Source organism: Aquabacterium sp. A08, from assembly GCF_011742065.1.
The window spans coordinates 1-335 of record NZ_JAAQQT010000082.1 but is presented as its reverse complement, the minus strand read 5'-3'; the positions used below and the strand labels follow the sequence as shown (position 1 = coordinate 335).

Genomic DNA, 335 nt, shown 5'->3' with positions numbered 1-335 from the left:
CGCGCGCTGGTGGCCCGCTTCTGGCAGCAACCGTGGCACGGCAAACTCACCCGCTGGGGCACCGAACTGCACGACCGTTTCCTGCTGCCCACCTTTGTGCGCATGGACTTCGACGACGTGCTCGACGACCTGGCCCAGTGCGGCTACAAGTTCGAGAAAAGCTGGTTCGACCCGCACTTTGAGTTCCGCTTCCCGCTCATCGGGCAAGTGGCGGCCAAGGGCATCGAACTCACCCTGCGGAACGCGCTGGAGCCGTGGCACGTCATGGGCGAGGAAGGCTCGGCCGGCGGCACCGTGCGCTACGTGGACTCGTCGCTGGAGCGGGTGGAGGTGCG

The 335-nt window shown here is 66.9% G+C and carries 1 protein-coding gene; it reads left to right on the top strand.

From position 1 onward, the window contains the following. On the top strand, positions 1-335 hold a 335-nt coding region (locus tag HA630_RS26680; RefSeq protein WP_166832023.1), incomplete at both ends, for a transglutaminase family protein.